This window comes from Streptomyces sp. WAC04114, assembly GCF_019733245.1.
Classification (GTDB): Bacteria; Actinomycetota; Actinomycetes; order Streptomycetales; family Streptomycetaceae; genus Streptomyces; species Streptomyces massasporeus_A.
On sequence record NZ_JAIGQA010000324.1, the window covers coordinates 1 to 3,527 of the forward strand.

Consider the following 3,527-nt stretch of genomic DNA (forward strand, 5'->3'; position numbering starts at 1 on the left):
GGGGCGGGCCGTCTGCCTCGGACTGCGGCTGAGGAGCCGGGGCTGGGCTTGCGCGCGGGGGAGGCAGGTGCGCGCCGGGGGGCTGGGACGAGCGCGACGGGGCTGCCTGGTGCGGCATCGGCGCCCGGTCCCGTTTGGGCCGGTCTGCGCGCCGGAACGCCGGGCTTCGGCATCTGGTGTTAGGTGCACGGCGCCGTGCCCGGTCCCGGTTGGGCCGGCCTGCATGCCGGAACGCCGGGCATCGGCGCCCGGTGTTCGGCGCCGTGCCCGGTCCCGGTTGGGCCGGTCTGCGCGCCGGAATGCCGCATTCGGCTTTGAATCCGGGGCCTGGTGCGGCGCCCGGCGTCGGGAGTGGCATCGGCAACCCGGTGCCCGGTGCACCACGCCGCACCCGGTTCCGTCGTCGGGCTGATCCGTATCCGTCATTCGCTGATTCCTTGATCCACGGTCCGCTGACGCCCGCGGTGTGGTGGTGGCCACAGGTGAGTCCGGCTGTCAGTTGGCGGCTACGGGTGGTGCGTGGGTGGGCGGACGTCGTAGCGTCTGGACTAGCGGTGCTAGTTAAAGAGTTCGGAGGGTGTCGATCATGTCCGGTTCGTCCAAGCTGCCTCCCCTCGATCCCGTCGATCCCCTCGGCCTGGACGACCTGCTGGAGCCGGAGGACCTCGGGATCAGGGACACCGTGCGGGCCTGGGCCGCGGACCGGGTGCTGCCGTACGTCGCCGAGTGGTACGAGAAGGGGGAGCTGCCGGGGATCCGGGAGCTGGCCAAAGAGCTCGGCGGCATCGGTGCCCTCGGGATGTCCCTCGACGGGTACGGCTGCGCCGGCGCGTCCGCCGTGCAGTACGGGCTCGCCTGCCTGGAGCTGGAGGCCGCCGACTCCGGCATCCGCTCCCTCGTCTCCGTGCAGGGCTCCCTCGCCATGTACGCCATCCACCGCTTCGGCAGCGAGGAGCAGAAGCAGCAGTGGCTGCCGCGCATGGCCGCCGGCGAGGTCATCGGCTGCTTCGGGCTCACCGAGCCCGACCACGGCTCCGACCCCGCCGCCATGCGGACGCACGCCAAGCGCGACGGCTCCGACTGGATTCTCAACGGCCGCAAGATGTGGATCACCAACGGGTCGGTCGCCGGTGTCGCCGTCGTATGGGCGCAGACCGAGGAGGGCATCCGCGGGTTCGCCGTGCCCACCGACAGCCCCGGGTTCTCCGCTCCCGAGATCAAGCACAAGTGGTCCCTCCGGGCCTCCGTCACCAGCGAGCTCGTGCTCGACGACGTGCGGCTGCCCGCCGACGCCGTCCTTCCGGAGGTCACCGGCCTGCGCGGACCCCTGAGCTGTCTGTCCCACGCCCGCTACGGAATCGTCTGGGGCGCCATGGGCGCGGCCCGCAGCAGTTTCGAGGCCGCGCTCGACTACGCGAAGTCGCGGGAGCAGTTCGGGCGGCCCATCGGCGGTTTCCAGCTCACCCAGGCCAAACTCGCCGACATGGCGGTCGAACTGCACAAGGGGATTCTGCTCGCCCATCATCTGGGGCGGCGGATGGACGCCGGCCGCCTGCGTCCCGAGCAGGTCAGCTTCGGCAAGCTCAACAACGTCCGGGAAGCGATCGAGATCTGCCGCACGGCCCGGACCATTCTCGGCGCCAACGGGATCTCGCTCGAATACCCCGTGATGCGGCACGCGACCAACCTCGAGTCGGTGCTCACCTACGAGGGCACCGTCGAGATGCACCAGCTCGTGCTGGGCAAGGCGCTCACCGGACTCGATGCCTTCCGGTAGGCCGGTCCGGTAACCCTGCGCGGGGGCAGGGCCGGTGAGCGGCCCTGCCTCAGCTCTGGTTGAAGAAACCGTCCGTACGGTGCCCGGCCGGATCGCCGTTGACGATCTCCGTGTTGGCCGGGGTCAGCAGGAACACGCGCGTCGACACTCTCTCGATCGAACCGCGCAGGCCGAAGATCAGCCCGGCCGCGAAGTCGACCACGCGCTTGGCGTCGGAGGCCTCCATGGCCGTGAGGTTCATGATCACCGGCACGCCCTCGCGGAACAGCTCCCCGATGGCGCGGGCGTCCCGGAAGCTGTCCGGGGTCACCGTGCCGATGCGGCGGCCCTTCTCCTCGGCGACGTCCGAGGCCACCTTGACGCGCGGATCAGTGACCCAGGCTTCCCCGGGCTCGTTTCCGTCGGAGTAGTCGTCGTCGTCGTAGTAACGCTCGTCCTCGTTGTCGTCGACGAGGCCAAGCCAGGCACTTGCCTTGCGTACCGATCCCATGGACGCCTCCTCTCACAGCGGTCTTTCTGCTTTCCGCATCCCTATGGTCGTCCATGATGCGGATGGCGCGCCAAGTGGATAGACGCCGCACGGGGGGTTTGTGACGGTACTGGTGCACAGCGAATCCGTCGAGAGTCCGTGTGTCCCAAGGGCCGTTTCCCAAACGGCTGCTGACTGTGAGTGAAATATGATTCTTCTCGGCGTACGGGTGACGGCCGGGGCGTACGGGTGAATGCGGGGTCGGTACGATGCCGCAGCTCAACGTCGTCTTGGAGTTCGGGGGAGCGTCGTGTTCGGAATCGTCAGGCCTTGTAGACACCGGCTCGGGGAGAAGCTGACCAGTCAGTGGATGGCGCATTTGTGCGGGCTTTGCCTCGCGCTGCGCGGTGATCACGGGCAGTTCGCGCGGATTGTCACGAATTATGACGGGCTGCTGGTCTCCGTTCTGACGGAGGCTCAGGCGGAGACGGACGGCAGCGGCCGTCGTACGGCAGGGCCGTGCCCGCTGCGCGGCATGCGCACCGCCTCCGTCGCGCACGGCGAGGGAGCCCGGCTCGCGGCAGCCGTGTCCCTGGTGCTGGCCTCGGCGAAGGTGCGCGACCACGTCACCGACGGTGACGGGCTGTTGGCCCGCAAACCGGTGGCGCGTGCCGCGCGCCGGGTCGCCGTGAGTTGGGGCACGGCCGGAGCCCGGACCGGTTCCGCTGTGGGATTCGACACCGCGCTCCTGGTCGACGCCGTGGACCGGCAGGCCGGGATCGAGGCGCTGGCCGGGCCGGGGACGCCGCTCCTGACCATCACCGAACCGACCGAGACCGCGACCGCCGCGGCCTTCGCGCACACCGCGGTCCTCGCCGGACGGCCGGGCAACGCCGGGCCGCTCGCCGAGGCCGGGCGGCTCTTCGGACGGCTCGCGCACCTGCTGGACGCCGTGGAGGACCTGCACACTGACGCCGCGTCAGGCGCCTGGAACCCGATCGCCGCGACCGGCACCTCCCTGCTGGAGGTCCGGCGGCTCGCCGACGACGCGGTGCACGGGGTGCGGCTCGCGCTGCGCGACGCCGAGTTCACCGACGCGCAGCTCGTGCATCTGCTGCTCGTCCACGAACTGCGGCGCTCGGTCGACCGCGCGTTCGGCACGGTGCCGGTGTTCAGGGCGCCCACGCGGCGGCGCAGCCGGTTCGGCAGCACCTGCTCCAGCTTGGCGAGGGCGCGTACCGAGGTCTCGCCGATGCCGTCGATGCCCTGTCCGGCGGCGGT

3 protein-coding genes are annotated in these 3,527 nt (G+C 70.6%); 2 read left to right on the forward strand and 1 reads right to left on the reverse strand.

What is annotated here, in order from left to right; genetic code table 11:
- Nucleotides 1-586 precede the first annotated feature (586 nt).
- The gene (locus tag K4G64_RS38730) at nucleotides 587-1,777 is read left to right on the forward strand and encodes an acyl-CoA dehydrogenase family protein (protein WP_221760537.1); all 1,191 of its coding nucleotides are present in this window, start codon (nucleotides 587-589) and stop codon (nucleotides 1,775-1,777) included.
- 49 nt (nucleotides 1,778-1,826) lie between these two features.
- Here the strand turns inward: K4G64_RS38730 and K4G64_RS38735 are convergent, their stop codons facing one another.
- Nucleotides 1,827-2,267, reverse strand: coding sequence for a cell division protein SepF (locus K4G64_RS38735; RefSeq protein WP_030850887.1), 441 nt, complete (start codon nucleotides 2,265-2,267; stop codon nucleotides 1,827-1,829).
- 289 nt (nucleotides 2,268-2,556) lie between these two features.
- Between K4G64_RS38735 and K4G64_RS38740 the strand changes: the two genes are divergently transcribed.
- Nucleotides 2,557-3,527: DUF5685 family protein (locus tag K4G64_RS38740; protein ID WP_221760538.1), on the forward strand; the 971-nt coding region annotated here is incomplete at its 3' end.

What these genes read in the sequence shown, in the direction of transcription:
- K4G64_RS38730 (WP_221760537.1), top strand. Translation starts at nt 587, where the DNA reads ATGTCCGGTTCGTCCAAGCTGCCTCCCCTCGATCCCGTCGATCCCCTC.
- K4G64_RS38735 (WP_030850887.1), bottom strand. Translation starts at nt 2,267, where the DNA reads ATGGGATCGGTACGCAAGGCAAGTGCCTGGCTTGGCCTCGTCGACGAC.